Below are 27,000 nucleotides of genomic sequence, written 5' to 3'. Positions count from 1 at the left end.
GTGTTTTTAGGCCGCCGAGCTTGTCGGTGCAGGTCGTGATGCCCTGCGCTCCGCGGCAGCTCGATTTGCGGTTGCGAATATTCTGTCAACTACACTGATCGAAAGCCCCGTCGTCGATCTCACATTCCCGCCGCGCAAACTCGATCATCCCTCTGCGATCTAAATCGGCAATCAGTTGCGGTAAGCCACGATTTCCCTAGGATCGAGTTCGCCGGCCGGTACGAGCTTGTAATGCCTTTCCTCTACAACTTTTAGCTGATCCCCTTCGACCATCAGTTCGAACAAGGCAATCTGATCGCTACTAATAAACTGCGCCGAAATCGGCCTACACCGCAGCGTTGGATACCTTTGCCTGCACCAAGCGATATCTTGAGTGGTCTGGACAGACGAAATCTGGTCCGAGCCACCCTTGGCCTGTACAGGGATCACGAAGTGGCAACCATATTTGTCGAGGCCAACATAGAGCTCATCGATTTCTATCTGCCCCATGTCTTTGACACTAGTACGCAAATGATTCTGCAGGGAGAACGTAGTCAGGCCCAAAAAAATATCGATGAGTCGGTTGTAGCGTACCTTAGCCAGTAGGGCCTGCTCGTCATCGAGCGCGTAAACCGCGATTATCTCGGGAGTATTGTCTGGAATCCGAATAACGGCAAGGTTTGGGTTCGGCAGAATGCGGTTGCTGGTCGCTAGGCGAAACCGGTATTTTGATCGTCCTACTAACTCGATAATCCATTCACGGCCTTCCGGCTGAGTAGCGAGCACTTTTGCGGGCATCGGCACCCGAAATCGCAAGGCATAGATGACGTCGCCGAGATTATCAGGCAAGACAATGCCGATCTCCTTTGCCGCGTCTTTTAGCGCATTGCGTTCAAAGCGGATCTCGGAAGCACCCTCGACATATCGGTCGAAGAAAATCTTCTCGATGAGCTGGTAATAGCGGTTCTGAGGCTTGGTATTGTTGTTCATAGGGCTGTCAAGCTTGCGGTACCATCACCATCCGCGAGGGGACGTTGCCGTCGCGCAATCACGGTACTGGATACACCAAACATTGCAGCTGCATCGCTCATCGAAATGCTGAGGAGACTCTGATCACCCAGGTCTAAAGTATCAGATGGCTTCTCTGGCTTCTTCTTCAATACCTTCATGATTTGCGCTCCGACAGCTCGAGCCAGCATGGGGGGAACGCTGTTACCTATCTGTCTAAATCCATGCCATTTAGTAGCGTGAAAACGGAACCAATCTGGGTAGGAATGCAATCGCGCCGCCTCCCGCACCGTGATTACTCGAGGCGCTGTCGGATGAATGGGTCGCGGTGACGTAAAGGCGCCGCGATCACTCGCGGTACCGGCACGGAGGGTGTTGCATATGCCATCGAGAGCCAATTTCTTGAAACGGCTCACGGGCTCTACGTCCCCAGGAGGAGTGGCGATGAATCGACTTCTGGACAACTCGGTATGCACAGTTAGAAGCGACGAGGTCAATAATGAAGCGTCAAACCGGCGCCGATAGCTGAAATCCGCAGGATCATCCTTTTTCCCACGAAGGAATGCCGCATAAGCTGTAGGCTTGCCGTACTTCGCCTTCGTCCAATCCCTCTCCCACAGGTCAGGGAATGACTCAGCCTCCGGTAGATCACTGATCGCGTCGCGTACCGTCGCGCGTTCCAACGGATCTGGGTACTTCGGCAGCCGCAAGCCTTTGCGCGCCCCCATGAGGATTAACCTTCTCCTGTCTTGAGGGACACCGTAATCCGCAGCATTGAGTACTTTGTAGTTGGCTTCAACATCGTAACCCTTTTTTTGAAAGGCTTCGATGATCTCTTGCAGGAATTGGCGGTGCTTCCCTACAGTTAGGCCTTTGACGTTCTCAAAGACAAAATACTTCGGCTGAAGCTCTAGAACAACTCGAACGTAATGATGCACAAGTTGATTACGTGAATCATCGAGTGCTCGCTTGCCTATCATCGAGAAGCCCTGGCACGGTGCTCCACCGATCACAACGTCAATATCTCGCTTGCCGATGCCCGAACGCTTGCGGAGTTCGTCACCTGTTACATCGATGACGCTCTTGCAAACAGTGGCGCACTTAGGAAAATTGAACTTATGGGCAGCGGAATGAATTGGATCGATGTCCACGGCAGCAACGATATCGAAGCCGGCTTGCTCGAAGCCTAGACTGAGCCCTCCAGCCCCTGCGAAAAGATCGATTCCTATAGGGCGAGTCATTGATAAGGTCCCGTGTTTCGGTGGCTAGTTTTATCCCCAAGTCTAAGGGAAAACGATCGCTTTGTCGATCGTTTTTAGCTCCCGCCGAGCAATCGCTGCATGCGTTTTGTGAGCTTCTCGAGATCACCCAACTCGCACTGCCAAACGACTTCCACTCGCCATCCTGCCAGCAGTAAAGCGGACTCTTTTCGCTCGTCTCTCTCGCGGTTCGCCGCGATCTTGGGTTCCCAATATTCAAGGCGAGACTTCGGCAGTTGACCTATACGACAACCGTGACCGTGCCAGAAACAGCCGTGAACGAACAGCGCAAGCCGCCGACTCGGAAATACAATGTCTGGAGTTCCCGGCAGATCCTTGCGATGCAGTCGAAATCGATAACCTAGGCTGTGCAGCAAGGACCGGACCAACATTTCTGGACGAGTGTTCTTGCCCTTCACCTGCTGCATGAGGTGACGACGTTGCTCGGATGTGAGCCGATCTATCAAATGCCGATCTCTACTCGACGGGCCTTAATTGGCCTCTAAAAGCGAGGGCAGTTTCAAAAGACTGGGGGTCCGCGATACCGACGTCGGTGATTTAGCCTCTTCACCTATACGACTAGGAAAGAATCATCCTACGCCATCAGATCAACCCTCACCCGCACTTCGAATACCCACAATTCAAACAAGTCTGGCACCCATCCATCAGCACCAGCGCCTGCGTATTGCACTTCACGCACAGCGTGGCGCCAGGCGGGAAGCCGGAGGCTTCGGTGGATGCCGAGGCGGACTGGCTTTCGCCGGCGGAGCCGGCTCCCACAGCGGCAGCGGCGGACTTGGTGGCGGGCTTGGCGTTTGCGTTTTCGTAGGCGGCGCGTTTTTCCGCGATGAGCTGGCGGGTGGCGTCGCTCATTTCGGGGTCGTGAATCAGGCCGATCGACTTCATGTGCTGTTCGATCACGCCGCCGATCTCGGCCACGATGCTGGGCATGTAGATGCCGCCGGCCTTGAAGTAGCCGCCGCGCGGGTCGAAGACGGCCTTGAGCTCTTCGACGATGAAGGTCACGTCGCCACCCTTGCGGAAGACGGCGGACAGGATTCGGGTGAGCGCCACGATCCACTGGAAGTGGTCCATGTTCTTCGAGTTGATGAAGAGCTCGAAGGGACGGCGCTGCTCGTGCTGGGTACCGGCGTTCAGGACGATGTCGTTGATCGTCACGTACAGCGCATGCTCGAAGAGCGGCGACTTGATCTTGTACGTGTTGCCGACGAGGGTCTCCGGTCGCTCCAGGCTTTCGTGCATCTGGATGACTTCGGCCACGGGCGCGGCTTCTTTCACCGGCGACGGGGCGGGGGCCGGAGCGGCCTTGTCTTCGGGCTTAACGACGTTGTAGCCCTTGATCTTCTTTTCGATCTTGATCGCCATGACTTTTCTCTCTTGGATATCCGGCCCGGCGCGTACGCCGGGCCGGATGGGTACTACTTACTTACGACGGCCACGGCCGGCGCTCTTGCGCGCCGACGTCCGGCCGGTCTTGCTGGCAGTGGACCTCTTTACCGCCTTGGAGGCGGCTTTCTTACCGACAGCCTTGCGGGCGGTCGTCTTGCCGGCGGCCTTGCGGACCGTCTTCTTGGTAGCACCGCGGCCCGCCGTACGGCGGCCGCTCTTCGTCGCGGCCTTGCGGGGCGACGTAGCCTTCTTGGCGACGCGGCCGGCGGTCTTGCGACCGGCTGCCTTCTTCGCCGCGCCCTTGCGGGCCGTCTTCTTGACGGCGACCTTGCGGCCAGCCGACTTCTTTACTGCGACCTTGCGGCCTGCCTTCTTGGCGGCGACCTTGCGGGCCGGAGCCTTCTTGACGGCCTTCCTGGTCGCCTTCTTTGCGGCAACCTTCTTGGCCGGTGCCTTCTTGGCAACCTTCTTGGCTGCGACCTTCTTCGCCGGTGCCTTCTTGGCCGAAGCCTTCTTGGCAGCCGACTTCTTCACCGTGGCCTTCTTCGCCGCCGACTTCTTGGCCACCGACTTCTTCGCGGCTGCCTTCTTGCCGACGGCCTTCTTGGCCGGAGCCTTCTTGGCGGCGGCTTTCTTGGTGGCCTTCTTCGCAGCCTTCTTCGCCGGAGCCGAAGCGGCCGGCTCTTCAGCCACGGCCTTCTTCGCCGGTGCCTTGCGGACGGCCTTCGTGGCCTTGGCCGCGGGCTTGCTGGTGGCGTCGGTGGACGGGGTCTCGCTGGTCGGGGCCGGGGCCTCGATCACCTTCTTGGCGACTGGCTTGCGCTTGACGACTTTCTTGGCGACGACCGGTGCAGCTGGCGTCACGGGAGCGGCGACTTCCGTCTCCGCTGCCGGCGTGCTGTCGGTATCGATGGTGTCGATCGAGGGCAGTTCACCCTCGACGATCTGGTTTTCACTCGACATACGTATTCCCTCTCCGCGGGGTCAGAACTTGCCGTAATAGCCTTCCTTCAAGGCATCGAAGAGGTTCGCGGCGGTGTGCATTTCACCGTCGTACTCGACCTCGTCGTTGCCTTTCAGTTCGACAACGCTACCGTCTTCCAATTCGAAGCGATAGAGGGTGTTCTCGAGGTCGGTTTCCTTGACCAGCACACCCTGGAACGCGGCGGGGTTGAACCGGAAGGTGGTGCAGCCCTTCAGACCCTGCTTGTACGCGTAGAAATAGATGTCCTTGAAGTCTTCGTACGGGTAGTCCGTGGGGACATTGGCGGTCTTGGAAATGGAGGAGTCGATCCACTTCTGCGAGGCCGCCTGGATGTCCACGTGCTCCTTCGGGCTGATGTCGTCGGCCGAGACGAAGTAATCCGGCAGGCGGGTCTTCGGGTCCTCGGAGAACGGCAGGGCGTCGCCGTTGATGAAGGCGCGGTAGGCCAGCAACTCGTAGCTGAAGACCTCGACCTTCTCCTTCGACTTCTTGCCCTCGCGGATCACGTTGCGCGAGTAATGGTGCGCGAAGCTGGGCTCGATGCCGTTGGAGGCATTGTTGGCCAGGCTCAGCGAGATCGTGCCGGTGGGCGCGATGGACGAGTGGTGGGTGAAGCGCGCGCCGGTCTCGGCCAGGGCCTCGACCAGGTTCGGGGCCACCTCGGCCACGCGCTGCATATAGCGCGAGTACTTCGCGTGCAGCACGCTGCCCTTGATGGCCTGGCCGACCTTCCAGCCGTCCTTCACCATCTCCGGGCGCTTGCGCAGCATGTCGCCGGTGACTTCGTAGTCGCGGGCCAGGACGGGCGCCGGGCCCTTTTCCTTGGCCAGTTCCAGCGCCACTTCCCAGCCGGCCACGGCCATCTCACGGGAGACTTCTTCCGTGAAGGCCACGGCATCGGACGCGCCGTAGCGCATCTTCAGCATGGTGAGGGTGGAACCCAGGCCGAGGAAGCCCATGCCGTGGCGGCGCTTGGACATGATCTCCTCGCGCTGCTGCGGCAACGGCAGGCCGTTGATCTCCACCACGTTGTCGAGCATGCGGGTGAACACGCGCACCACTTCGCGGTACTCGTCCCAGTCGAAGCGGGCCTTCGGGCCGAACGGGTCGCGCACGAAGGTGGTGAGGTTCACCGAGCCCAGCAGGCACGAGCCGTACGGCGGCAGGGGCTGCTCGCCGCAGGGGTTGGTGGCGCGGATGTGCTCGCACCACCAGTTGTTGTTCATCTCGTTGACGCGGTCGATGAGGATGAAACCCGGCTCGGCGTAGTCGTACGTCGAGACCATGATCATGTCCCACAGGTGCCGCGCGCGGATGTGGCCGTAGATCTTGCAGGCCACCAGGCCGTCGTCACGGGTGACGTAGTTTTCCTTGGTGGGCCACTCGCGCCAGATGACCTTGGCCGGATCGGTCAGGTCGATCTCGTGCTGTTCCTTCACGTGCACCGGGAAGACCGTGGGCCAGTCCTGGTCGTTCTCCACCGCGTCCATGAAGCCGTCGGTGATCAGCAGCGACAGGTTGAACTGGCGCAGGCGGCCATCCTCGCGCTTGGCGCGGATGAACTCCTTGGCGTCCGGGTGGGCGATGTCGAAGGTGCCCATCTGCGCGCCGCGGCGGCCGCCGGCGGACGAGACGGTGAAGCACATCTTGTCGTAGATATCCATGAACGACAGCGGGCCCGAGGTGTGGGCACCGGCGCCAGACACGTAGGCGCCGCGCGGACGCAGCGTCGAGAATTCATAGCCGATGCCGCAGCCGGCCTTCAGCGTGAGGCCCGCCTCGTGCACCTTCTCCAGGATGTCGTCCATCGAATCGAGGATGGTGCCCGACACGGTGCAGTTGATCGTCGAGGTGGCGGGCTTGTGCTCCAGCGCACCGGCGTTGGACGTGATGCGGCCAGCGGGGATCGCACCGCGGCGCAGGGCCCAGAGGAATCGCTCGTACCAGTGGTGACGCAGTTCGTCGGTGGCTTCCACGTCCGACAGGGCGCGCGCGACGCGCTTGTAGGTCTCGTCCACCGAGCCGTCGACGGGATCGCCCGACTTGGCCTTCAGGCGGTACTTCTTGTCCCAGATGTCGTACGAGGCGGGCTGAAGCGGAATCGCCGCGGTCTCAAGCCCCATGGCTTGCGCACGTGCAGTGCTCATGTATGTCGTCCTCGAGTCTTGGCCCTTGTAGGCCTTCTTATAGGTATGCGATGGCGCAACCTGTCGGTGCCCCTCCCCCCCGGAGGTCTCACCGACCATCCTTGCTACCCTCGCCGGCTCCGAAAAGCCTTTGCCGACGCTGGTTTGACGCTTGTACCTGATGATCCGCAGCACCAGCACTTGGTAGATAGCGAACTTCGGAACACAAGATGTTGTGGTTGCGGCCGGAGTGAACCTTAAACCCGGAGGGGGGCGATGTAAAGTGTCGGCGAAGGCATTCTCAAGGATTGAAACCCGGGGCCCGGGTTGTGGTCGAATGCCCCCGAGAACGTGCCCGGAGCACACCCGACAAGGAGCTTTTCAATGCCTGCCAGCAGTTACCGGCGATCCACCCTGTTCACCCTCGGCGCCGCCCTGGCCTTGAGCCTGGCCTCGCCCGCGTTCGCGTCCCTGCCGCCATCCGTCGATGGCCAGCCGATCCCTTCGTTGGCGCCGATGCTGGCCAAGGTCACGCCCGCGGTGGTGAACATCTCGACGAAGACACACGTGCGCGCACGCGATCCCTATTTCGACGATCCGCTGTTTCGCCAGTTGTTCGGCAACCAGGGGTTCCAGCGCGAGCGCGTGGAGCAGAGCCTGGGCTCGGGCGTGGTCATCGACGCAGCCAAGGGCTACGTGCTGACCAATAACCACGTCGTGGGCGGCGCGGACGACATCACGGTGACCCTGCAAGATGGCCGCGACTTCAAGGCGAAGCTGCTCGGCAGCGATCCGGATACCGACGTCGCGGTGCTGCAGATTCCCGCCGACCGCTTGCAGGCCCTGCCCATCGCCGATTCCTCGCAGCTGCGCGTGGGCGATTTCGTGGTGGCCGTGGGCGACCCGTTCGGGCTCGGGCAGACGGCCACCTCGGGCATGGTCTCGGCGCTGGGCCGCTCCGGCCTGGGCAAGGGCTTCCAGAACTTCATCCAGACCGACGCTTCGATCAATCCCGGTAACTCCGGCGGCGCGCTGGTGAACCTGCGCGGCGAACTGGTCGGCATCAATTCGATGATCTTCACGCCCTCGGGCGGCAATGTGGGCATCGGCTTCGCCATCCCCACCGATCTCGCCACCGGCGTGATGAAGCAGTTGCTGGCCTACGGCAAGGTGCGCCGCGGCAACCTCGGTCTGGAAGTGCAGGACATCACCCCGCGCATCGCCCAGGCACTGAACCTGAAGGACACCAACGGCGCGGTGGTCACGCGGATCAACGACGGCTCGCCGGCCGAGGGCGCGGGCGTGCAGGTCGGCGACGTGCTGACCGCGGTCGACGGCAAGCCGGTGCGCGCGGCGCAGGATGTGCGCAACGCGGAGGGCCTGCTGCCCTTGGGCGCGAAGGTGAAGCTCACGGTGAAGCGAGACGGCGCCACGCAGGATGTGCAGGCGACCATCGCGGCGGTGAAGCTCGCGACGCTGGACGGCGCGAAGGTGGATGCGCGACTGGCGGGCGTCACGTTGAGCGATCTCACGCCGGAGCAGAAGGCGCAGGGCTTGTATGGTGTGGCGTTGAGCGGCGTGCGACGCGGGTCGGCGGCGGCTTCGGCAGGGCTCCAGGATGGGGATATCGTGATCGGGATCGCGCAGCGGCGGGTGGCGGGGGTGAAGAGCCTGCCGACCACGGGGTCGCTGGGTGGCCGGCAGTTGTTGCTGACTGTCGTGCGGGATGATGCGGTGTATTACGTGGTGCTGTGAGGGCATCGCCGCTGAAGCGGCTCCCACAAAGGCACACGCTCCAAATCGCTGCTTAAGCAACTTCCCACCAGGTTGCGCCGACTTGGTGGGAGCCGACCCTGTCGGCGATGGGTGGGAAGTCGCTTAAGCGGCGATTGGCCCTACAGCCTACGTTCCGTTTACCAGCGGCAGGATGCTGAACGACGTCAATGGTGCGCGCGGGCCCCCGATGGCCCACAATTGCGGCCTTGTTTGCCTACCCCGTCCCATCCCGAGGTTCTTGCCGTCCATGTCTCTTCGTTTCGCGCGACTGTTCACCGCCACGCTGATCGGCCTTAGCGCCTCCGCCACCGTTCTTGCCGCGGGACCGCAACTGGTCTGGCGCGGAGACATCACCACGGCCCGAGGCGTGGTCACCGACGTCGCCAAGGCGTGGGAAAAGGCCGGCAAGGGCAAGATCGAGCTGCAGCCCTTCAACACCGCCTCCGGCATCGATGCGGTGGTCAAGGGTTCCGCCGACCTCGCCGGTTCCGCCCGCCCGGGTGTCGGCGCCGCCGAGCAGTCGCTCACCTTCACCCCGGTCGCATGGGATGCGCTGGTGATGGTCACCTACCCGTCCAACCCGGTCAGCAACATCACGCTCAAGCAGCTCCATGAGATCTACATGGGGCACATCACCAACTGGAAGGACCTCGGCGGCAACGACGCCCCGATCAACCTCTACGCGGTGGCCAGCCCGGGCGACGGCGTGGAATACAGCCTGCGCAAGCTGCTCTTCGGCCGCGGCAACCAGCCGGTGGCCGCGCCGCGCCTCTACGTGAACGTGGCCAAGCTCGAAGAGGGCGTCACCCTCGACAAGCAGGGCCTGGGCGCCACCACGCTCGCCGGCGCATCGTCGAACAAGAAGGTGAAGATCCTCTCCATCGACGGCGTCGCGCCCTCGATGTCGACGGTCGGCAGCGGCACCTATCCGCTGTACACCGAGCTTTACCTGGTCAGCAACGAGTCCGGCCCGAAGGCCGCCGAGGTGAAGGAGTTCATCGCCTTCCTCACCTCCAGCCAGGGCAGCTCGCTGCTGCGCTCGCATAGCCTCATCCCGTACGCCGACGGCATGGCCCTCGCCTCGAAGGACGCCGCCCGCCGTGCCGCCATCGCTTCCACCGTCGGCACGCGCGCCAACGTGGGTCAGGCGATGACCACGCCGACCGCCGTCGCCGCCGCCGCGCCTGCCGCTGTCGCCGCGAAGGAAACCGCACTCGCCAAGGCCCAGGTGGCCGGCAAGGGCGCCAAGGCCGCGAAGGAGACCAAGGCATCGGTCGCCACCACGGCCGAGCCGTCGCAGTTCGCCAAGGTGGTCGCCAGCGTCAGCACCACGGCGCACATGGGCTTCGCGGGCGTGCGCTCGGATGCCTTCACCGCTTCGGACAACGCCAAGGTCGGCGGCAAGTTCGCAAAGGTGCTGGCCGACGCGGTCACCGTGAAGGGCAAGCCGGTGGCGAAGCCCGTCGTCGCCGCGCCGGCGGATGCCTCGGAGAAGTCCACGGCCGTCACCACGCCGAAGGTCGCCGAGGCGAAGCCCGCCGCGAAGGCCGCGAAGCCGGTGACCAAGGCCGCGGAAGAGAAGAAGCCTGCCGTCGCGTCGCGCACCTACAAGGTGGCGCCGGGCGACACGCTCTACTCCATCGCCAAGAAGAACGCGGTCGACGTGAACAAGCTGCGCGCCATGAACGGCCTGAAGGACAACAACGTCCGCCTCGGCCAGGTGCTCAAAGTGGGCGCCCGCTAAGCAGTGCCCGTCCGCGCCGTATCGCTCGACCTCGACGACACCCTGTGGCCGGTGCTTCCGGCCCTGATCGAGGCCGAGCACTGCGTCGACCGCTGGCTACGGCAGCACCATCCCGATGTCGCAAACGCATGGCCGATCGAGGCCATGCGTGAGCTCCGCGAGAAGATCGCGCGGGAACACACCCATCTCTCCCACGATTTCAGCGAACAGCGCCGGCTGACCATCCGCCATGCCTTCGCCGCCTGCGGCATCGACGACGCGCCTGTCGACGAGCTGTGGCGCATCTACTTCGCCGCCCGCAACAACGTGGAGTTGTACCCCGACACCCTGCCCGCGCTCGAACGCATCGCCGGGCACGTGCCGCTGGTGAGCATCTCCAACGGCAACGCCGATCTCGAAGTGATCGGCCTGCACCACTTCTTCCATACCCGCCTCAACGCCAGCGGCGTGGGCGTGGCCAAGCCGCATCCGCAGATCTTCCTGGCGGCCGCCGAAGCCCTCGGCGTGGCGCCGGCCGAGATTCTTCACGTAGGTGACGATCCGCTGCTCGATGTCGTGGGTGCGCGCGAGGCGGGCCTACGCACGGTATGGCTCAATCGCACGGGCGAGCGCTGGTCGCACGGGCCCGCGCCGGATCTCGAATTCCCCGACATGACCTCGCTTGCGGACTGGATTGAAGCGTCGGCGTCGACGGACAGCTAGAATGGGCGTCCACCGATAGCAACAGAGGCACGGGAGTCCTGATGTCGCCGCTGATCGAACGCAAGTCCGGAAAACGTACCCTCGTCCCCATCGAGATGGTCGATGTCGCCGGCATGCTCGCCACCGAAGCGCGCCTGGACGATGCGCAACGCCAATGGCTGGCGACGACCGCGTTCCGTCCGATGCCCGGCGCACTCACCGTGCTACCGGACGCTCGCGGCGGCATCACGCGCGTGCTGGTCGGCGTGGATCGTGGCAATCCGCTGGCCGCCCTCGGCGCCCTGCCCTATCGCCTGCCGCAAGGCATGTATGAACTCGCCCCGGAAGGCGTGATCGACGATCGCGACCTCGTCGCCCTCGGCTGGGCGCTGGGCGCCTATCGCTTCGACCGTTACCGCGCCAGCGACCGTCCGCCCGCGCAGCTGGTGGTCGATGCCGCCACGCTGCGTACGCTGCAACCGGTGATCGACGCCACCTGGCAGGTGCGCGACCTGGTGAATACGCCGACCGAGGACATGGGCCCCGAAGACCTCGCCAAGGCCATCCACGCACACGCCACGGAGCACAAGGCGAAGGTGCGCGAATGGGTGGGCGATGAGTTGCTCGCCGCCAACTTTCCCACGATCCATGCGGTGGGCCGCGCAAGCCATCGTCCGCCGCGCCTCATCGAGCTTACCTGGGGCAAGAATTCCAACCCGAAGCTCGTGCTGATCGGCAAGGGCGTGTGCTTCGACACCGGCGGCCTCGACATCAAGCCGTCCGACGGCATGCGCTGGATGAAGAAGGACATGGGCGGCGCCGCGCATGCGATCGCGCTGGCCGGCCTGGTCATGAAAGCGAAGCTGCCCGTGCGGCTCACGCTGCTGGTGCCCGCCGTGGAGAATGCCATCGCCGGCAACGCCATGCGTCCGGGTGAGGTCATCCGCACGCGCGCGGGCCACACGGTGGAAGTGGACAACACCGACGCCGAAGGCCGCCTGGTGTTGTGCGACGCCATCGCCTACGCCGCCGAGCAGGCGCCCGACCTGATCGTCGATTTCGCGACGCTTACCGGTGCCGCCCGCGTGGCGCTGGGTCCTGAAGTGCCGGCGCTGTTCACCAACCGCGACCAGCTCGCCGACCACGTGATCGGCGCCGCCGAATTCACGCAGGACCCGCTGTGGCGTTTGCCGTTGTGGCGTCCGTACCGGCGCATGCTCGAATCGTACGTGGCCGACTTCGCCAACGCGGGACCGTCGCGCCACGCGGGCGCGATCACGGCCGCGCTCTACCTCGAGCGCTTCCTGCCGGACAGCCAGAACTGGATGCACCTGGACACGTATTCGTGGAACGACGGCGATCGCCCCGCGCATCCGCGTGGCGGCGAAGCGCAAGGCCTGCGCGCGTTCTTCCGTTTCCTCTCCGAACGCTATTCCTGATTCCCGATTGGGAGTGGGGTTGAGTTGGGGATGGGGTGGGGGTGGGAAGCGCGCTAGCGCGCGATGCTCTGCCCCAACCAAAAGCATCGCGGCCGAGGCCGCTTCCCACCCTGCCCCCCCTGCCTTCTATTGCACGAACGGGATCTCCCGTTGCACCGGGCGGATGACATAACCGACCGGCAGCCATCCCGTGCCACCGGGCGCCAGGGATACCGTCTCGAACAGCACCGCGCGGGTGTAGTGGGCCACGAAGATCACGTTGAGGTAATCGCCGGCCGGTAGCCCCACCGGATCGCGCACCCGCGTCACCTCGAACCATTCGCGGCCGACGAGGAGTCCGCGATCCACGCGGATCTTGCGCAGATAGCGCACCCATTCGGGACGCGAGACGAGCTTCTGCATCATGGCGCCGGCTTCCAGCCACATGGCATCCGCGCGACGTCCGTCGGACATGCGGACCCAATGCGTGGCGCAACTCACCGCGTTGTCCAGCGAGTTCGGCTGCGGGCCGAGGCGTGGCGCGTTGCTGATGCTCAGCAGCGAGGCGAAGGGCTTCGCGCCGGGAATGCCGGCCACGGGAATTTTTCGAGCGGGTGCCGGCACCGAGGACATGGCGCGTTCTCCGTCATGGGATCTCAGCTTCCGGCGCCAGGCGCCCGGTGCCTAGTCAGCCGGAAGGGATACGCGGTTGGTGGGGGTCGGCGGGGTTGCCGCGCTGACGCGCGGATCGCCGACAAGGTCGGCTCCCACACAAGCCAACTATCGCCGACAGGGTTGGCTACCACCAAGCTCCCTCACCCTCCGGGAATCCCTCACCCTGCGGGAATCCCTCACCCTGGTGGGAGCCAACCCTGTTGGCGATTCGCGGCCCTGCCAGGAGCGGACCCTGCGGATGACCCGTAACCCCGATGTGGGAGCCGACTTGTCGGCGATCAGCGCCGCCCGAAGGCGAGGACTTCGGACGTATAAGTCTCCACCACGAGGCTGAAAGGCTGGTTCGCCTCCGTATACAGCACCGCCCGGTGCCTCAACACCTCATGCGGAATGGCCAGCGCGCCCTTATGCGGCGTCGGCAGCGGCGCATCCATCTCCCAACCCGCGGGCAACGGCGACCACAACAAGTCGGCGCTGATCGTCTGCCGGCGGAAGTGCAGCGCCTGCACCACCTTCCCGAACGGCTGGTCGGTGCTATCGAGGATCTGGTTCATTTCAGGAGTGAGCCGCGCGGGCACGTACCAGTTGTCAGCCTCGGACAGCACGTGCTCGCCGCAAGCCAGCTGCACGCGGCGATAGCGCACCGGCTCGTCCGGACCGATGCCCAATGCCGCCCGCTCGTCGTCGGGCAACGGTTTGTCCTGCCCCTTCACACGCCGCGCGACGATCTTCACCTCCGGTGCCAACGCATGCGCGCCACACCATCGCTCCAGCGTCAGCGTGGCGCTGGGATGGCTGAGCAGGTCGGCGTTGAGCGACTGCAACAGCGCCAGCGCCTGCGTACGCGAGGTGACATCGTCCGTCCACGGCTCGCGCGCCTGCGCGGTGGCCGCCATGACGGCGAGGGAGGTGGCGGCGAGGATCGTTCGGGTGTTCATGGATCAGGGACCTTGGAGGGGAGGCGTCGCCGCTGAAGCGGCTCCCACATGACCGGGGGCTAGCTCATGATGAGACTAGCTTCCTCGTGATCGGGGCTGCCTACTGCATGAATGAGTTAGCTTCGCGCTGGCGCATTACGTCAGAGGCCCTTGGCTGCCTGGGCGACGGCCCGGAAAAGCGCGCGGCCCTTGTTCATGGTTTCTTCCCACTCGGCGGCCGGATCGGAGTCGTAGACGACGCCGCCGCCGGCCTGCACGTGCAGGCGGCCGTCCTGGATCACCGCGGTGCGGATCGCGATCGCGGTATCCGCGTCGCCCCACCAGCCGAGGTAGCCGATGGCGCCAGCGTAGATGTTGCGCTTGAACGGCTCGAGTTCCTGGATGATCTCCAACGCGCGGATCTTCGGCGCGCCGCTGACCGTGCCCGCCGGGAACGCCGCTTTCAGGACATCCATGTACGAGAGGTCGTCGCGGATGTCGCCTTCCACCTGGGAGACGATGTGCATCACGTGCGAGTAGCGTTCGACCACGAAGGAATCGGTGAGCTCCACCGTGCCGGTCTTGCTCACGCGGCCCACGTCGTTGCGGCCGAGGTCGATCAGCATGAGGTGTTCGGCGCGTTCCTTCGCATCGGCGAGCAGCTCGGTCTCGAGCGCGATGTCTTCCGCTTCGTCCTTGCCACGACGGCGCGTGCCGGCGATCGGACGCAACACCACGCGGCCATCCTTCAGGCGCACGAGGATCTCCGGCGACGAGCCGACGATCTGCGTCGAGCCGATGTCGATGAAGTACATGTACGGCGACGGGTTCATCGCGCGCAACGCGCGATAGACGTCCACGGGGCGCGCATTGAAACCGATACTCAGGCGCTGCGAAGGCACCACCTGGAAGATGTCGCCGGCGCGGATGTATTCCTGCGCCTTGCGCACCGTTTCTTCGTATTCCTCGCGCGTGAACGAGGATTTGAAATCGGATTCGTCGAGCGCTTCCGGCTGCAGCATCTGCGGATACGACACGCCGCTCTGGCGCAGGCGGAAGGCCAGCGCGTCGAGGCGGCGCGAGGCTTCGGCATAAGCCTGCGGCTTCGCCGGATCGGCGTGAACGATGAGGTACAGGCGACCCTTGAGGTTGTCGAAGACGGCCACTTCGTCCGCGAGCATCAGCAACACGTCGGGCGTGCCCAGCTCGTCCTTCTTATCCCACTGGGCCAAGCGCTTCTCGATGTAGCCGATGGTCTCGAAACCGAAGTACCCCACCAGACCGCCGGTGAAGTCCGGCAGGCCGGGCAGCTTGGGCACGTCGTATTGCTTGCGAAGTATCTCGATCTCGGCGAGTGGGTCGTCGAGGTGGCGACGCTCGACCACTTCGCCGTTGTCCTCGACTTCCAGTTCGTGCCCGCGCAGACGATACACGCGGCGCGCCGGCAGGCCGATGATGGAATGACGTCCCCAGGTGGCGCCGCCTTCCACGGATTCGAACAGGAAGGTGTACGGGCCATCGGCGAGCTTGAGGTACACCGACAGCGGCGTGTCGAGGTCGGAGAAGACCTCGCGCACGAGCGGAATCCGGGTATGGCCCTGGGCGGCGTAGGCGTCGAACTGTTCGCGGGAGATCATCGGGCGATGGGGCGCATTAGGGTGATCGCCGATTGTAGCCGCTCCGGTGGAAGCCGACTTAGTCGAAGCCGCTCCGGTGGAAGCCGCTTTGGTGAAAGCCGCTTTGTGGGAGCCGCTTCAGCGGCGATGGGTGCTTGCGGTAACCTGGCCCGCTGCCGCGGGATCGCCGACAAAGTCGGCTCCCACAAGGGCGGCTCCACCCTTCCACCGGAGCGGCTCCACCGTCAGGCGAGGCGTTGGCGGGGGAGGCCTTTGAGGTGGAGGGTGAAGGCGACGCCGTCGTCGAGATTGCGGGCGCTGGCGCTGCCCTGGTGGCGTTCGGCGACGAGGCGCACCACGTACAGGCCCAGGCCCAGGTGCGGCGCGTCGCCGGGCGTGGCCCTGTCGCGCAGGCTGACCAGCGAATCGAACAGGCGCCCCTGCATCGCCGCGGGCAGCGGCGGGCCCTGGTTCGACAGTTCGATGTCGGCGCCTTCCGCCGTGGGACGCAACGCGATGCGCAGCCAGCCACCGGGGGGCGTGAACGACAGCGCGTTGTCGAAGAGCTTGTCCAGCGCCTGCGCGATCAGCTCCGGCGACACGTGCATGAAGACAGGTGCGGACGGCAGCTCGGCCTCCAGCCGCCGGTCGCCGGCCAGGCCACGGTAGCCCTCGGCACACCCGCGCACGATGTCGGCCAGGTCCACGTCTTCGGCTTCCGCCGAGGCGATGGCGCGCTCCATGCGGCTGGCTTCGCTCATCGCTCGGACCAGCGCACCCAGCCGCGCCACGCCATCGCGCGCCCGGGCCAGGTAAGGCTCCGCTTCGGCAGGCAGGCCGGCGTGATCGAGGTTGTCGAGCGACGACTTCACGATCGCCAGCGGCGTGTTGAGCTCGTGCGAGAGCTTCGAGGCCAGCGTGCGCAGGTAATCGGTGTATCCGCCGACCACCTCGAACAGGCGCTCGAAGCTGCGCGCGAGATCGCCCAGTTCGTCGGCGGCGTCGGTCAACGGGAAGGGGCCGTCGAGGCGACCGTCATTGTCCTGCGCGCGTTCCGCCGCGTTGCGCAGGCGGCGCAGGCGGAAGGTGAGCCGCGTGGCGAACAGCAACAGCACGCCGCCGGCGATGAGCAGCACGGCGAAGCTGGTGAGCAACAGCCCGAACAAGGCGCGGTTGGCGAGCAGCGGCACCGCGCGGCTGGGTTGTTCGAGCAGCACCACGCCGTGCAGCGCGCCACGCATCTGGATCGGCATCGCGGCGGCGAGCACCACGCTGCCGCGCGCCTCGCCCGCGCGCCATGCCGTGGCCGGCTTGCCTCGCAGCGCTTCGCGCACTTCGGGCAGGTCGATACGCGGGGCGTCTTCGGCCCAGGCGCTTTCGTCGTCGAGGCGCGTCGCCAGCAACGAGCGGTACACCAGCGAGGCGAACCAGCCCGGCCGTTCCGACGCGGGAAGATCGGGCAATTCGAGCTTGCCGCTTTGCGCCACCAGCCAGGCGTCGGCGGAGAGCACACGCACGCGCACGCCGTCGGGCGCCAGCCTCGACACTTCCTGCGAGAGCGACGGAGAGAAGTCCAGCAACGGGCGGCTTTCAGCGGTGAGGGGTTCGTTGTCGCCGTCGGCGACGACGTGCACGCCCAGGCCGAAACGGTCGAGGCGCAAGCCACGTGGCAGGCGGAATTCCACGCGGAACCCGCTACCGTCTTCCTGCCATTGCGCGTTGATGCGGTCGGGCAGCACGCCGGCTTCCGCGTCGAGCGCGATGGCGGTGGTGGGCCCGGGCGCGGCGCTGGCCATGAGGTAGCGCTGCACGTCTTCGCCGCTGGCGATCGACACGATGAGGTGGTCGGCGCTGAGGACGAGGCGATCGCCGGCGTCGGCGCGGCGGCGGTGCGTGGCGCGCACGTCGACGTAGAAGTACAGCCAGTGGTCGTCCTCGGCGAGCATCACGCGCGCGTTCTTGCCGAAGTTTTGTGCCCAGGGGCTGAGCGATGCCCAGTCGTCCGCGTAGCCGTCGACGGTGATCGGCACCGGGGTGTGCTGGAGGTACCAGGCGGCGCCGGCCGGCGGCAGCGGGGCGTCGACCACGACGAGACTGCGTGCCATGGCGCGGGCGGAGGCGACCAGGGCCTGCGCCTGACCTTCGCGCAGGAGCGTTTCCATCTGGCGCACGTAGAGCCACCCGGCGATGGGCAAGGCCAGGGTGCAGAGGGCGACGAGGAGGAGTTTCTGGCGGAGGGTCATGGGGAGAGCATCGCCGACAGAGTCGGCTCCCACCGGGTGGCTGGGGAGTGAGCTGATTCGGCGATGTGTGTGGAACCTGCTTCAGCGGCGCGGTGTGTGGGAGCCGCTTCAGCGGCGATAGGGTGCTTGCGGCGACCTTGCCCGCTGCCGCGGGATCGCCGGCATAGCCGGCTCCCACACAGGCTACTCTCCCACAGGCTACTCTCCCGCAGGCCACTCTCACTCAGCGAACCGGCTGGGACGGCTTGGTGGGAGCCGACCCTGTCGGCGATACGGTGTATCACGGCGTCCAGCGATACCCCACGCCATGCACCGTCTCGATCGCATCGAAATCCGGCGCCAGCGCCACGAATTTCTTGCGGATGCGCTTGATATGCGAGGTGATCGTCGCGTCGTCCACCACCAGCTCCGCCTCGCGCATCAACTGGTCGCGGTTCTTCACGTGACCGGGAAAGCGCACCAGCGTATGCACCATCCAGAACTCCGTGACCGTGAGCGGAATCTCGATGCCGTTCCACAGCACGCGCATGCGCTCCGATTCCAGCTTCAACGGCCCATGCTCGATCACCGTCTCGCTCGCGGCGGGCGCCTTCAGCGATTCGATGCGGCGGAACAGCGCCGCGATGCGCGCGGCCAGCTGGTGCAGGCTGGTGTCCTTGGACAGGTAGTCGTCCGCCCCCAGGCGCAGCCCCGAGATCACGTCGAAATCCGAATCGCGCGCGGTCAGAAAGATGATCGGCAGCGTGGCCGATTTCGCGCGCAGTTCGCGGCAGAGGTCGAAACCGCCTTCGGGCTCGTCGCCCAGGCCGATGTCGATGATGACCAGTTCCGGCAGGCGCATGGCGAAAGCCAGCGAGGCGTCCGCGCGCGAGCCGTAGCCACGCGTTTCGTAGCCGAAGCGGTTCAGCGCCTCCACGTAGTTGGCGCGGATGAGCGGTTCGTCTTCGACGATGGCGATGCTGCGGGCCATGGGCATTCCGTTGGAGTGTGGATCGGCGTGCGCAGGGTGCTATGGGGGCGCCCGCTCCGCAAGGGTGTGGGCGCGATTGCCCGCGTTTTGCCCCTTCTCGCGCCGGTGGCGAGCCGCAATGCCAGCCCGGCGACACGTGGCCGCCATTATTTCACGTACTGAAATGATGAAGTGTCGAACCGGGTGATTCTCACCAGAAGGAAGATGCCGCAATGTGGAGGCGCGGTACGGGAATGGGCCCGGCCGGACACTCCCAGGACATCGACATGAAGCTCTATCACCATCCGCTGTCAGGCCACTCTCACCGCGCCCGGCTGTTCGTCTCCCTGCTTGGCCTGCCCCATGAACTGGTCGAAGTCGACCTCATGGCCGGTGCGCACAAGGCCCCGGAATACCTGAAGCTCAATCCCTTCGGCCAGGTGCCCCTCCTGGATGACGAAGGTGTCGTCGTCGCCGACTCCAACGCGATCCTGGTGTACCTGGCCAAGAAAGCCGGCCGCACTGATTGGCTGCCGGACGATCCGGCGGGAACCGCCGCCGTGCAGCGCTGGCTGTCCGTGGCGGCTGGCGACGTAGCCTACGGGCCCGCCGCCGCCCGCCTCATCACGGTATTCGGGGCGAAGTACGACGCCAATGAAGTCATCGCCCGCGCCCATGTCCTCCTGAAGCGGCTGGAAAGCCGTCTGTCGGCGCAGGACTGGCTGGCGAGCGAGCATCCGACGATCGCCGACGTCGCCATCTACAGCTACGTCGCGCGGGCGCCGGAAGGCAACGTCGACCTCTCCGACTACCCGGCCGTCAACGCCTTCCTGCGCCGGATCGAGGGCCTGCCCGGCTTCGTCCCCTTCGCCCGCACCCCGGTCGGCCTCGCCGCCTGACGCCTGCTATCTCGCTCCACAGGACATCGCCATGACCGTGTCACTGAAAAAGCTGCCGACCTGGCACGAGGGTGAGACCTTCCTCCAGGAGAAGGCGGGTGTGGCCGAGCGCATGGCGATCGTCGGCAAGCGCGTGGTGCGCGACTTCATGCCCGACCAGCACCGCGAGTTCTACGCCCAGCTTCCCTTCGTGGTCCTGGGCAGCGTGGATGCGAACGGCGATCCATGGGCCACGCTCCTCGCCGGCACGCCGGGCTTCATGTCGTCGCCGAATCCCACCACGCTGGACATCGCCCTCCGTCCGGACACGAGCGATCCCGCGGCGGAAGGCGTGCGCGAGGGCGAGGCCATCGGCCTGCTCGGTATCGAGATGCATACGCGGCGCCGCAATCGCATGAACGGCTTCGTCGCGGCGCCCACGACAGGGGCAGGATTCCGCGTCGATGTCGACCAGAGCTTCGGAAACTGCCCTCGCTACATCCAGCTCCGCGACCTCCGTTACGTGCGTGATCCTGGCCTGCCATACACCGGCGTCGTGGAAGAGTCGACGCAGTTGGATGCCGCAGCGCGCGCCATGGTCGAAATGGCGGATACCTTCTTCGTCGCGACCTATGCGGACCGTGAGGATCGACGCCAGGTCGACGTGTCGCATCGCGGCGGCAAGGCGGGATTCGTGCGCGTCGGCGCGGACGGCACGCTCACCGTGCCCGACTTCAACGGCAACCTCTTCTTCTCGACGCTCGGCAACATCGTGCTCAACGGCAAGGCCGGGCTCGTCTTCGTCGACGACGAAAACGGCGACGTGTTGCAGATGGCCGGCGACGCCGAGGTAGTCCTCGACTCGCAGGAGATCGCCGCGTTCCAGGGTGCGGAACGGCTGTGGACGTTCCGGCCGCGCCGTATCGTGCGGCGAGCCGGCGCCCTGCCGCTGCGCTGGACGTTCCGCAAGCAGGGCTGGTCGCCGAGCTCCCTCATGACCGGCGATTGGGAACAGGCGAACGCGCGTTTGCAGGCAGCCGCGCTCGCCACGCGCTGGCGTCCTTACAAGGTGACGCGGATCGTCGAGGAAAGCCCGTCGATCCGCTCCTTCCACTTGCAACCGGATGACGGAGCGGGCCTTCTTTCACACGTCGCCGGACAGCACCTGCCGGTACGCGTCACCGTGCGTGGCGCGGACAAGCCCGTCATCCGCACCTATACGCTGTCCGTCGCGCCGTCGGATGGCGTGTACCGCATCAGCGTCAAACGTGAAGGTGCAGTATCGAACCACCTGCACGACACCGTGAAGGTCGGCGACATCATCGAGGCGCGCGCGCCCGATGGTGGCTTCACCATCGATCCCTACGAGACGAGGCCGGCGGTGCTACTGGCCGGCGGCATCGGCATCACGCCGTTGCTCGCGATGCTGCGTCACATCGTCTACGAAGGGTTGCGCAAGCAGCGGATGCGCCCGGTCTTCCTCGTCCAGGCAGCGCATTCGCTGGCGGATCGACCGTTCGACGAGGAGATCGCTTCGCTCGTCGAAGCCGCGCAAGGCGCGGTGACGTGGACGCGCGTATTGAGCGATACCACCAACGCGGAAGAAGGGCTCGACTACGACGTGGCCGGCCGCATCGACATGGCCTTGCTGACGCACGTGCTGCCATTCAACGACCATGATTTCTATCTCTGCGGGCCACCCGCTTTCACCCAGTCGCTCTACGATGGCTTGCGGAAGCACGGCATTGGCGACACGCGAATCCACGCGGAAGCGTTCGGACCCTCATCGTTGAAGCGTGTCGTGGATGCCGGCGCCACGGAACCCGTCCGTCTTCCCGTATCTGTCCAGCCCGTGCATGTCGCCTTCATGGATTCGTTGAAGGAAGCACGTTGGACGCCGGAGTCCGGCAGCTTGCTGGAACTCGCGGAAGCGCGTGGACTGGAGCCCGACTTCAGCTGCCGCGAAGGCACCTGCGGCACCTGCCGGACGAAGCTGCTCAAGGGTGCCGTCACCTACCTCAAGGAACCGACCGCACGCATCGCGAACGACGAGGTATTGATCTGCTGCGCAGTGCCCGCGGCGAGCGAAGGCGAAGAGGAAAACCGCATCCAGCTCGCGCTCTGATGCCTCCGGCACGGGTGCTATCATCCTCGCGGAACGGGCGAGGGGAACGGATGGATCGCTGGCAGGCCATGCGCATCTTCGTGAAAGTGGCGGAGACGGAGAGTTTTTCCGAATCCGCGCGCCAGCTGCGCATGAGCGCGCCGGCGGTGACCCGCGCCATCGCCTCGCTCGAAGCACTCATCGGCGCGCGTCTCTTCATACGCACCACGCGTTCGGTGAAGTTGACCGAACCGGGCAGTCGTTACCTCGACGATTGCCGCCGCATCCTCGCCGACATCGACGAGGCGGAAGCCGCCGCCGCGGGCTCGTACGCCACGCCCTCCGGCACGCTTTCCATCACGGCCTCATTGCTGTTCGGACAGATGTACGTGCTGCCGATCATGCATGAATACCTCGATACCTATCCCACCGTGTCCGGCAGCCTTCTGTTCGTGGACCGGCCGGTGAACATCGTCGAGGAAGGCATCGATGTGGCGATTCGCATCGGCCACCTTCCGGATTCGGGGTTCTCCGCCATCCAGGTCGGCTCGGTGCGGCGCGTGGTGTGTGGATCGCCGGGTTATTTCGAACGCCATGGCGTTCCCCGGACACCCGCGGATCTCAAGGATCACCGTATCGCCGTCTCGACCGGTGCATGGACGTCGCCTCACTGGCGCTTCGCGAACGACCACCACGTGACGATCGACCCCTGGCTCCAGTGCAACACCAACGATGCCGCGATCGCGACCGCCACGGCGGGGCTCGCCTTGACCCGGGTACTTCATTACCAGGTGGGTCCTGCCCTCCTTGATGACCGGCTCCAGGTCGTGCTCGCCGACTACGAAGAGCCGCCGTTGCCGATCCACGTGCTTCATCCGGAGGGGCGGCATGCGCCGGCCAAGGTACGGGCCTTCGTCGACCTGGCCGTGTCGCGTCTGCGCGGGAACCCGCTGCTCCGTTGAGCGAGCGCTTCGTCCCTGCACGAAGTCTTTGCCCTCGATTTGCCATAAACGATCCGCGGATTGCCCCACCCGGGACGCTCCGCCCGCCGCGCATGCCCTTCAAATGGCCATGACGGCGCGCCACCCGGCGCCGGAGGAGAACCCATGAAAACCAAGCCCGACGCCGACAACACCGAACTGGACCGCGACTTCGAGCCGCTGCGCGTCGCCCTTGCCCTGGGCGCGCTGGTCCTGGGCCTGCTGTTCGGCCTGCACTGACGGGAGACGCACGCATGGATCTCTTCGACGACTTCGTGGAACCGGCCATGGAAGGCCTTGGCGCGATCGGCACGCACGGAAGCGCGCCGATCGCCGGGCCGGCGGAACCCGATCCGAACTGGCAGCCTGTGTGATCCGTTCCCCCTGAGACGCTCCTCCCCCGGAGCCTCCTTCACTCCCCCGGCCCGATGGCCAGGGGAGCTTTTTCGTGCGTCTCGTCAGTCGGCCTGTGACTTGTGCGAGGCGACCTGGCCGATAGGCACCAGTTCCGCGTCGCCGACGAACACGTGGCTGTCGTAGCCGTAGAAGTACTCGGCCTTCTGGGTCTGCAACATGCGGCCAAGGGAGAAGCCGCTTTGCAACGGTGCGGCATTGGCGAAGCCCGAGTTGCCATATGGCACCGTTACCCCGTCGATGAACACGCTGCCGCCGAAGTTCGCGGCCCAGGCGATCTGCTGGTATTCGCGATCGAAACGGTGTTCGGCGCGGGGGGCCGCCACGGCGTCCGCGTAGGTCGTCTTCAGCTCCTTCCAGTAGGCATCAGCCTGGGCCAGTTCTTCCGGCGTGACCTGCTTGTACGCGGAGATGAAGGTGGGCTCGTACGAGGGATCGTGCCGTTCGGCCGCCAGCGCCAGCCAGGCGAGGCCTAGCGGACGGTTTTTCTCGGCATGGTCGCCGTTGAAGTACATGACGCCGAGCGCGTACTGCGCGGGCTTGCTGGCCCAGCGAGCGGCGTTTTTCAGGCTTTCCCGAGCCAGGCCATCGTGGCCGCTCCAGTAGTTTCGGGCGGCGGAGCAGAAGTAATAGTCGCCGGGCAGGAAGCGCTCGAGGCCGCCGGGACACGGCAGCAGCGATCTGGAAACGGCGCTTTGCTGGTCTGGCAGCGGTTGCGGGCGTTCGCCGGCGATGGCGGCGAGGGGCGCGGCGAGCGCCAGCGACAGGGTAAGTACGGACAACGTCTTCATGAGCGCATCCTCCGAAAGCCCCCCCGGGCGTACCAACGGTACTACCGTACTCTCTTTGCCGCCTACTTGCCGCCAATGGCCGCGTGCATGCGCCGGATCACGTCGGCGTAGTCCGGCGCATTGAAGATGGCCGAGCCCGCCACGAAGGTGTCCGCGCCGGCGGCCGAGATCTGGCCGATGTTGTCGGTGTTGACGCCGCCATCCACCTCGAGGCGGATCTTGCGGCCGCTGGCGTCGATGCGCTCGCGCACGTGGCGGATCTTGTCCAGCGCGCCCGGGATGAACTTCTGCCCGCCGAAGCCGGGGTTCACCGACATGATCAGGACCATGTCGATCTTGTCCATCACGTAGTCGAGCCAGTTCAGCGGCGTGGCCGGGTTGAACACCAGGCCGGCCTCGCACCCTTCGCCCTGGATCAGCTGGATGGTGCGGTCCACATGCTCGCTGGCCTCGGGGTGGAAGCTGATGCTGCGCGCGCCGGCCTTGGCGAAGTCGGGCACGATGCGGTCCACCGGCTTGACCATCAGGTGCACGTCGATGTGCTCGGTGATGCCGTAATCGCGCAGTGCCTTGAGCACCATCGGGCCGATGGTGAGGTTGGGCACGTAGTGGTTGTCCATCACGTCGAAATGCACCCACTGCGCGCCGGCGTCGAGGACCTTGCGCGTGTCCTCGCCCAGGCGGGCGAAGTCGGCCGAGAGGATGGACGGGGCGATGACGGGGGACTGCTTGGCCATGATGGGTACCGTGGTGTGACGGAAGGTGGTCAGGGTATACGGTAGTCGTTAAAGCGGGCGTGGATGAAATTGTCCTTGTCGCTGCCGCGACATCGCCGACAGGGTCGGCTCCCACCAGAGCAAGGGCCGGTTTCCGCGGCTAGATGGTTTCACGGGTGCCGGACTCTGGTGGGAGCCGACCCTGTCGGCGATGCTCTTACTTGAAACCCCTCTCCGCCTTGATCCGCTCATACGCCGCGTTGATCTCGCTGGCCCGCGCTTCCGCGCGCCGGCGCATGTCGTCCGGAAGATCGCCCAGGCGATCGGGGTGGTGCTCGGAAATCAGCTTGCGATACGCCCGCTTGATTGCCCGGTCGTCCGCATCGCGCTGGATGCCGAGGATGGCGTAAGGGTCCGGCCCCTGCGTGTTCCGCTGCGGCGGCGTGTAGCCGCCACCGCCGCCGTACGAGCGGCCGCTGGCGCCGGCGTTCCAGGCGTAGCCCTTCATCGCCATGAGCGCCATCAGTTCCATGTCGCTGACGCGAAGGGCGAACGCGAGCTGGCGCAGGATGGCCATCTTCTCCGGCGACGGGTTGCCCTCGGCGAGCACCGTCTCGATCACCACGTCGATCACCGGGAAGGCGTGGTCTCGGCGGTGGCCGACCCATTGACGCAGTTCGTCGATGACGGCGGTGGCGTTGAACTCGGGCTGCTTGCCTTCGTTGAACGCCTCGATGGCGACGCGCCGGGCTTCCTGGTCGAGGCCCATGCGCGCCATCAGGCGCTCGGCGATGGCGATTTCCCTTTCGGAAACGCGGCCGTCGGCCTTGGCCACGGCGCCGATCAGGGCGAACAAGGGGGCGACATACCCGCCCTGCGTCGGCGTACGCCGCCGTTGCTGCTGGCGGCTGGCGTCGAACATGAAGCCGAGGGCGCCGCCGACGAGGGCGCCGAGCAGGTTGTGCGTCAGCCACATGCCGAGCACGGCGCCGATGAGAGTGCCGGTGAAATTCATTGAACGGCCCTTGGAGGGTGCGGGGCGGCGGGATTCTGTGCGGAGAACCACTGCGCGAGCTGGTCGAGTTCGGCGTCGGAAAGCGGGCCGGTGGCGGCGCGCATCACGGGAATGTCGCGGCGGCCGTCGCGGTACTGGCGCAGGGCCTCGCGCAGGTAGTCGAGCTTTTGCCCGGCGAGGTTGGGCGCGCCCAGGACCCGCGCCATGCCGTCTTCCCCATGACAGGCCGCGCACAGGCCCAGTCGCGCCGGCTTCGCAGGCGGCGCGGCAAGGACAGGGGTGGTGAAGGCCAGGGCTAATGCCGCGGTCGTGAGGATTCGCATGGCGAGGCTATGGGGGCGGTAACCTAAAATTCTAGCAGGCCGACCCGGCGACCACCGCTACAATGGGCGGATCGATCGCCTACCGGAGTCCCCGCCGTGCCGACCACCCTTTCGCAATCCGACCTGCCGGGCCTGGAGCTCATCCATCGCGGCAAGGTCCGCGACGTCTACGCCCTGCCCGGCAACCGCCTGCTGATGGTGGCGACCGACCGGCTGTCGGCCTTCGACGTGGTGCTGCCCGACCCGATCCCCGGCAAGGGCGAGATGCTCACGCAGATCTCCAACTTCTGGTTCGCCCGCACCGCGCACATCATTCCGAATCATCTCACCGGCGACGATGTCGCCTCGGTACTGCCCGCCGTTGTCGATCCGAAGCTGTACGCGAAGCGCGCCGTGGTCACCAAGCGCCTGAAGCCGGTGCCCGTGGAAGCCATCGCGCGCGGCTACCTCATCGGCTCGGGCTGGAAGGATTACCAGGCCACCGGCGCCCTGTGCGGCATCACCCTGCCCCCGGGCCTGCAGCAGGCGCAGAAGCTGCCGGAGCCGATCTTCACGCCATCGACCAAGGCCGCCGTCGGCGACCACGACGAGAACGTGAGCTTCGACGCCGTGGTCGCCGCCGCGGGCGAAGACCTCGCCAACGCCGTGCGCAAGGCCACGCTGGAGATCTACGCCTTCGCCGCCGCCTTCGCCGCGGAGCGCGGCATCATCGTCGCCGACACCAAGCTGGAGTTCGGCACGGACGAGAACGGCGTGCTGCACGTGATGGACGAGATGCTCACCCCGGATTCCTCGCGCTTCTGGCCCGCCGACGCGTACAAGGTCGGTATCAGCCCGCCCAGCTACGACAAGCAGTTCGTCCGCGACTACCTCGTGGACATCGGCTGGAACAAGTCGCCGCCTGCCCCGAAGGTGCCGGAAAACGTCATCGCCGGCACCGCCGCGAAGTACGCCGAGGCGCTCGACAAGCTGGCCGGCATCCGACTGGACTAA

General features: G+C 65.3%; 23 protein-coding genes. 8 read left to right on the top strand and 15 right to left on the bottom strand.

Annotated features, from left to right (window positions below; translation table 11 throughout):
- Positions 1-171: 171 nt before the first annotated feature.
- The 6 genes from AB6730_RS15280 to AB6730_RS15255 all read right to left on the bottom strand — a co-directional run bounded on the left by AB6730_RS15280 (position 172) and on the right by AB6730_RS15255 (position 6,788).
- On the bottom strand, positions 172-969 hold the full coding sequence (locus tag AB6730_RS15280) for an endonuclease (RefSeq protein WP_371024466.1): 798 nt from the start codon (positions 967-969) through the stop codon (positions 172-174).
- On the bottom strand, positions 966-2,228 hold the full coding sequence (locus AB6730_RS15275) for a DNA cytosine methyltransferase (RefSeq protein ID WP_371024465.1): 1,263 nt from the start codon (positions 2,226-2,228) through the stop codon (positions 966-968). The genes AB6730_RS15280 and AB6730_RS15275 overlap by 4 nt, the downstream gene beginning before the upstream one ends.
- A gap of 74 nt (positions 2,229-2,302) precedes the next feature.
- A complete protein-coding gene (locus AB6730_RS15270) occupies positions 2,303-2,713 on the bottom strand; it encodes a very short patch repair endonuclease (RefSeq protein WP_371024464.1) in 411 nt (136 codons plus the stop codon).
- 148 nt (positions 2,714-2,861) lie between these two features.
- Positions 2,862-3,632 (bottom strand): NrdJb, encoded by a 771-nt coding sequence (locus tag AB6730_RS15265; RefSeq protein WP_371024463.1) that lies wholly within the window; start codon positions 3,630-3,632, stop codon positions 2,862-2,864.
- Positions 3,633-3,689: 57 nt separating this feature from the next.
- Entirely contained in the window at positions 3,690-4,619 is a 930-nt protein-coding gene (locus tag AB6730_RS15260) for a hypothetical protein (RefSeq protein WP_371024462.1), read from the bottom strand.
- 21 nt (positions 4,620-4,640) lie between these two features.
- Positions 4,641-6,788 carry an adenosylcobalamin-dependent ribonucleoside-diphosphate reductase gene (locus AB6730_RS15255; RefSeq protein ID WP_371024461.1) on the bottom strand — a complete coding sequence of 716 codons (2,148 nt, stop codon included), beginning with the start codon at positions 6,786-6,788 and terminating at the stop codon, positions 4,641-4,643.
- Between the two features lie 363 nt (positions 6,789-7,151).
- Here AB6730_RS15255 and AB6730_RS15250 point away from each other — a divergent pair, with 363 nt between their 5' ends.
- From AB6730_RS15250 to AB6730_RS15235, 4 genes are all read left to right on the top strand, one after another.
- The gene (locus tag AB6730_RS15250) at positions 7,152-8,522 is read left to right on the top strand and encodes a Do family serine endopeptidase (protein WP_371024460.1); all 1,371 of its coding nucleotides are present in this window, start codon (positions 7,152-7,154) and stop codon (positions 8,520-8,522) included.
- A gap of 268 nt (positions 8,523-8,790) precedes the next feature.
- A complete protein-coding gene (locus AB6730_RS15245; RefSeq protein WP_371024459.1) occupies positions 8,791-10,287 on the top strand; it encodes a substrate-binding domain-containing protein in 1,497 nt (498 codons plus the stop codon).
- A 3-nt stretch (positions 10,288-10,290) separates the two neighbouring features.
- Positions 10,291-10,989, top strand: a complete 699-nt coding sequence (locus AB6730_RS15240; protein WP_371024458.1) for an HAD family hydrolase — start codon at positions 10,291-10,293, stop codon at positions 10,987-10,989.
- A gap of 41 nt (positions 10,990-11,030) precedes the next feature.
- Complete coding sequence (locus tag AB6730_RS15235) at positions 11,031-12,407, top strand: M17 family metallopeptidase (RefSeq protein ID WP_371024457.1); 1,377 nt, start codon at positions 11,031-11,033, stop codon at positions 12,405-12,407.
- Between the two features lie 126 nt (positions 12,408-12,533).
- Here the strand turns inward: AB6730_RS15235 and AB6730_RS15230 are convergent, their stop codons facing one another.
- From AB6730_RS15230 to pdsR, 5 genes are all read right to left on the bottom strand, one after another.
- Entirely contained in the window at positions 12,534-13,019 is a 486-nt protein-coding gene (locus AB6730_RS15230) for a DUF4019 domain-containing protein (RefSeq protein ID WP_371024456.1), read from the bottom strand.
- A 320-nt stretch (positions 13,020-13,339) separates the two neighbouring features.
- Entirely contained in the window at positions 13,340-13,999 is a 660-nt protein-coding gene (locus AB6730_RS15225; protein ID WP_371024455.1) for a hypothetical protein, read from the bottom strand.
- A gap of 140 nt (positions 14,000-14,139) precedes the next feature.
- Positions 14,140-15,615, bottom strand: coding sequence for an anthranilate synthase component I (gene trpE / locus AB6730_RS15220; protein ID WP_371024454.1), 1,476 nt, complete (start codon positions 15,613-15,615; stop codon positions 14,140-14,142).
- A 224-nt stretch (positions 15,616-15,839) separates the two neighbouring features.
- Positions 15,840-17,837: an ATP-binding protein gene (locus tag AB6730_RS15215; protein ID WP_371024453.1), complete on the bottom strand. Its 1,998-nt coding sequence runs from the start codon at positions 17,835-17,837 to the stop codon at positions 15,840-15,842.
- Positions 17,838-18,117: 280 nt separating this feature from the next.
- Complete coding sequence (pdsR, locus tag AB6730_RS15210; protein ID WP_371024452.1) at positions 18,118-18,807, bottom strand: proteobacterial dedicated sortase system response regulator; 690 nt, start codon at positions 18,805-18,807, stop codon at positions 18,118-18,120.
- Between the two features lie 266 nt (positions 18,808-19,073).
- On the opposite strand from pdsR, the gene AB6730_RS15205 reads away from it, so the two are divergent.
- From AB6730_RS15205 to AB6730_RS15195, 3 genes are read left to right on the top strand one after another with little or no spacing between them, the layout of a single operon-like run.
- Positions 19,074-19,685: a glutathione S-transferase family protein gene (locus AB6730_RS15205; protein WP_371024451.1), complete on the top strand. Its 612-nt coding sequence runs from the start codon at positions 19,074-19,076 to the stop codon at positions 19,683-19,685.
- 31 nt (positions 19,686-19,716) lie between these two features.
- Positions 19,717-21,789, top strand: a complete 2,073-nt coding sequence (locus AB6730_RS15200) for a pyridoxamine 5'-phosphate oxidase family protein (RefSeq protein ID WP_371024450.1) — start codon at positions 19,717-19,719, stop codon at positions 21,787-21,789.
- Positions 21,790-21,839: 50 nt separating this feature from the next.
- Entirely contained in the window at positions 21,840-22,730 is an 891-nt protein-coding gene (locus tag AB6730_RS15195) for a LysR family transcriptional regulator (protein WP_371024449.1), read from the top strand.
- A 476-nt stretch (positions 22,731-23,206) separates the two neighbouring features.
- On the opposite strand, the gene AB6730_RS15190 is transcribed toward AB6730_RS15195, so the two are convergent.
- From AB6730_RS15190 to AB6730_RS15175, 4 genes are all read right to left on the bottom strand, one after another.
- The gene (locus tag AB6730_RS15190; protein WP_371024448.1) at positions 23,207-23,953 is read right to left on the bottom strand and encodes a hypothetical protein; all 747 of its coding nucleotides are present in this window, start codon (positions 23,951-23,953) and stop codon (positions 23,207-23,209) included.
- Between the two features lie 62 nt (positions 23,954-24,015).
- Positions 24,016-24,690: a ribulose-phosphate 3-epimerase gene (gene rpe / locus AB6730_RS15185; RefSeq protein ID WP_371024447.1), complete on the bottom strand. Its 675-nt coding sequence runs from the start codon at positions 24,688-24,690 to the stop codon at positions 24,016-24,018.
- A 196-nt stretch (positions 24,691-24,886) separates the two neighbouring features.
- Entirely contained in the window at positions 24,887-25,684 is a 798-nt protein-coding gene (djlA, locus tag AB6730_RS15180) for a co-chaperone DjlA (protein ID WP_371024446.1), read from the bottom strand.
- A complete protein-coding gene (locus tag AB6730_RS15175) occupies positions 25,681-26,007 on the bottom strand; it encodes a cytochrome c (RefSeq protein ID WP_371024445.1) in 327 nt (108 codons plus the stop codon). Before AB6730_RS15175 ends, djlA begins: the two co-directional genes overlap by 4 nt.
- 96 nt (positions 26,008-26,103) lie before the next feature.
- On the opposite strand from AB6730_RS15175, the gene AB6730_RS15170 reads away from it, so the two are divergent.
- Complete coding sequence (locus AB6730_RS15170; protein ID WP_371024444.1) at positions 26,104-27,000, top strand: phosphoribosylaminoimidazolesuccinocarboxamide synthase; 897 nt, start codon at positions 26,104-26,106, stop codon at positions 26,998-27,000.

Source organism: Luteibacter sp. RCC_6_2, from assembly GCF_041360655.1.
GTDB lineage: Bacteria > Pseudomonadota > Gammaproteobacteria > Xanthomonadales > Rhodanobacteraceae > Luteibacter.
The sequence above is the reverse complement of the archived record's forward strand: the minus strand, read 5'-3'. Positions and strand labels throughout refer to the sequence as shown.

Coding starts and splice junctions, on each gene's coding strand:
- AB6730_RS15280 (WP_371024466.1), bottom strand. CDS start 969: ATGAACAACAATACCAAGCCTCAGAACCGCTATTACCAGCTCATCGAG.
- AB6730_RS15275 (WP_371024465.1), bottom strand. CDS start 2,228: ATGACTCGCCCTATAGGAATCGATCTTTTCGCAGGGGCTGGAGGGCTC.
- AB6730_RS15265 (WP_371024463.1), bottom strand. CDS start 3,632: ATGGCGATCAAGATCGAAAAGAAGATCAAGGGCTACAACGTCGTTAAG.
- AB6730_RS15260 (WP_371024462.1), bottom strand. CDS start 4,619: ATGTCGAGTGAAAACCAGATCGTCGAGGGTGAACTGCCCTCGATCGAC.
- AB6730_RS15255 (WP_371024461.1), bottom strand. CDS start 6,788: ATGAGCACTGCACGTGCGCAAGCCATGGGGCTTGAGACCGCGGCGATT.
- AB6730_RS15250 (WP_371024460.1), top strand. CDS start 7,152: ATGCCTGCCAGCAGTTACCGGCGATCCACCCTGTTCACCCTCGGCGCC.
- AB6730_RS15245 (WP_371024459.1), top strand. CDS start 8,791: ATGTCTCTTCGTTTCGCGCGACTGTTCACCGCCACGCTGATCGGCCTT.
- AB6730_RS15235 (WP_371024457.1), top strand. CDS start 11,031: ATGTCGCCGCTGATCGAACGCAAGTCCGGAAAACGTACCCTCGTCCCC.
- AB6730_RS15230 (WP_371024456.1), bottom strand. CDS start 13,019: ATGTCCTCGGTGCCGGCACCCGCTCGAAAAATTCCCGTGGCCGGCATT.
- AB6730_RS15225 (WP_371024455.1), bottom strand. CDS start 13,999: ATGAACACCCGAACGATCCTCGCCGCCACCTCCCTCGCCGTCATGGCG.
- trpE (WP_371024454.1), bottom strand. CDS start 15,615: ATGATCTCCCGCGAACAGTTCGACGCCTACGCCGCCCAGGGCCATACC.
- AB6730_RS15215 (WP_371024453.1), bottom strand. CDS start 17,837: ATGACCCTCCGCCAGAAACTCCTCCTCGTCGCCCTCTGCACCCTGGCC.
- pdsR (WP_371024452.1), bottom strand. CDS start 18,807: ATGGCCCGCAGCATCGCCATCGTCGAAGACGAACCGCTCATCCGCGCC.
- AB6730_RS15205 (WP_371024451.1), top strand. CDS start 19,074: ATGAAGCTCTATCACCATCCGCTGTCAGGCCACTCTCACCGCGCCCGG.
- AB6730_RS15200 (WP_371024450.1), top strand. CDS start 19,717: ATGACCGTGTCACTGAAAAAGCTGCCGACCTGGCACGAGGGTGAGACC.
- AB6730_RS15195 (WP_371024449.1), top strand. CDS start 21,840: ATGGATCGCTGGCAGGCCATGCGCATCTTCGTGAAAGTGGCGGAGACG.
- AB6730_RS15190 (WP_371024448.1), bottom strand. CDS start 23,953: ATGAAGACGTTGTCCGTACTTACCCTGTCGCTGGCGCTCGCCGCGCCC.
- rpe (WP_371024447.1), bottom strand. CDS start 24,690: ATGGCCAAGCAGTCCCCCGTCATCGCCCCGTCCATCCTCTCGGCCGAC.
- djlA (WP_371024446.1), bottom strand. CDS start 25,684: ATGAATTTCACCGGCACTCTCATCGGCGCCGTGCTCGGCATGTGGCTG.
- AB6730_RS15175 (WP_371024445.1), bottom strand. CDS start 26,007: ATGCGAATCCTCACGACCGCGGCATTAGCCCTGGCCTTCACCACCCCT.